This window comes from Roseicyclus sp. (assembly GCF_018402035.1).
Lineage (GTDB): Bacteria > Pseudomonadota > Alphaproteobacteria > Rhodobacterales > Rhodobacteraceae > Roseicyclus.
In genome coordinates this window covers 1-1,488 of record NZ_JAGYJN010000071.1, presented here as the reverse complement: position 1 = coordinate 1,488, position 1,488 = coordinate 1, and the positions used below count along the sequence as shown (strand labels likewise).

The window sequence follows — 1,488 nt, the reverse complement described above, 5'->3', positions numbered from 1 at the left end:
GGAGGTCGGTTCAACCTTCCAGCCGGAGCATGGACTGATGACACAGCAATGGCACTTTGTTTGGCAGATAGCCTTATTGCAAATGGCGGCTTCGACCCTGCCGATCTACTTCAGCGTTTTTGCAACTGGGCTGAGCATGGTGACAATACAAGCACAGGCGTCACAGTAGGAATAGGGCAAAACACCCTTCGAGCCCTGGGCGACTATCGGCGCACGGGGCGCTTAATGGCTGAACCTTTCGGGGCGAAAAATGACGGTAACGGTTCGCTCATGCGCCTCTCACCTGCAGTGTGTTTTGCATCACATCATCTCGAAACAGCGATAGATTTTGCCGTTGAGCAGTCTCACACAACCCATGCTTCCCCCATAGCTGAAGAGTGCTGTAGGTTTACGGCTGCACTGATCTACAAGATTTTACGTGGAGCGGCTTACGGGTCGGCCAAAGAAGACAGCTTAGCGCTCGGCTGGAGTGATACGTTAATGTCAGCAGTCGCAGCACCCCTAGCAGGAGTTGATGATGCTCTCATCCCATCAGGTGGATATGTGCTCGACAGCCTGCGAGCCGCCCTTTGGTGCATCGAAAACACGAATTCGTTCGAGAACGCAGTTCTGCTTGCTGTGAACCTGGGCGATGACGCTGATACCACAGGCGCCATCACAGGACAGATCGCTGGTGCTATGTACGGCTACAGTTCAATCGATCCAGAACTGAAAAAGGGACTTTTTGGGGAGCGCCGCATCTACGTGACCTCCCAGTTCTTGGGTCGATCCTTCGCCGATTCACAGTGATCCAAGTTTATAACTGTTTATAACTTTTCGTTATGCACAAACCAGCAAGGTCGTGCATCATAAGGCCTTGAAAAATATGGGAAAACTGGTGAGCCCGACAGGATTCGAACCTGTGACCAATTGATTAAAAGTCAACTGCTCTACCAACTGAGCTACGGGCCCACTCAGGGGCGCCTACCTACGGACGGGCCGAAGACTCGTCAAGCCAAAAACCGGGGCGGGGGATTTCCATGTTTGCGCACCCGGCGTATATGGCGCGGATGATGGATAACACGCCCCTCTCCGGCCTGCCCTTTCTCAAGATGCATGGGCTTGGCAATGATTTCGTGGTGATCGATGCGCGCGTCACGGCGATGCCCGTGACGGCGGCACTTGCGCGCACGCTGGCTGACCGTCACCGCGGTGTGGGCTTCGACCAGTTGGCGGTGATCGAAGAGGATGCCGAGGCCGATCTCAGGCTGACCTTTTGGAATGCTGATGGCTCGCTCTCGGCGGCTTGCGGCAACGCCACGCGCTGCATTGCCCGCCACGAGATGGACCGGCGCGGGATCGCTGCGCTGCGCCTGCGCACCGAGCGGGGGATTTTGCAGGCGGTCGATGCAGGCGATGGGCTGACATCCGTGAACATGGGCCAGCCGATGACGGATTGGGCCGATATTCCGCTCGCCCATGCGATGGATACCCTGCACCTGCCCATCT

2 protein-coding genes and 1 tRNA gene are annotated in these 1,488 nt (G+C 56.4%); 2 read left to right on the top strand and 1 reads right to left on the bottom strand.

Translation table 11 applies throughout. The annotated features are described in order from the left end of the window. A partial coding sequence (locus KG698_RS15240; protein WP_213686391.1) for an ADP-ribosylglycohydrolase family protein occupies nt 1-789 on the top strand: 789 nt, incomplete at its 5' end. An 86-nt stretch (nt 790-875) separates the two neighbouring features. Here the strand turns inward: KG698_RS15240 and KG698_RS15235 are convergent. Continuing rightward, nucleotides 876-951, bottom strand: a tRNA-Lys gene (locus tag KG698_RS15235). A gap of 101 nt (nt 952-1,052) precedes the next feature. On the opposite strand from KG698_RS15235, the gene KG698_RS15230 reads away from it, so the two are divergent. Continuing rightward, the coding region (locus KG698_RS15230; protein ID WP_367114133.1) for a diaminopimelate epimerase at nt 1,053-1,488 on the top strand (436 nt) is incomplete at its 3' end.